This is a genomic window from Psychrobacter sp. DAB_AL32B (assembly GCF_002224105.1).
Lineage (GTDB): Bacteria > Pseudomonadota > Gammaproteobacteria > Pseudomonadales > Moraxellaceae > Psychrobacter.
Map to the genome: position 1 here is coordinate 1 of NZ_NEXU01000176.1, position 322 is coordinate 322.

Below are 322 nucleotides of genomic sequence, written 5' to 3' on the forward strand. Positions count from 1 at the left end.
TATCGTTGTTAGGATCGTCCATAAGATCCTTATTACCTGAGAGCGCAGCCTGATTGTTAAGCCACTCCAGCCGTTTTTGCTTCTGCTCTGCACTTATTTTTTTATTAGAATCATTAGCTAGCTTAGAGTTTTCATCACTTTGATCTGTCTTATCACTAGGTTTTTTGATGCTTTCATTTATTAGCGGTGGGTAAAGAATAGCTCGGAGACTAGAGTCAATTTTTAGCCTATTAAACCATTGCAATAGCTGATAAAAATCAGTCAAACGCTCATTGATACGCTGGCGCATCTCAGCGGCAGCGGCCCGGGTAAAGGACGTCGC

The 322-nt window shown here is 41.9% G+C and carries 1 protein-coding gene; it reads right to left on the reverse strand.

The genetic code is table 11. From position 1 onward, the window contains the following. A partial coding sequence (locus tag CAN34_RS14325; RefSeq protein WP_165767664.1) for a hypothetical protein occupies positions 1-322 on the reverse strand: 322 nt, incomplete at both ends.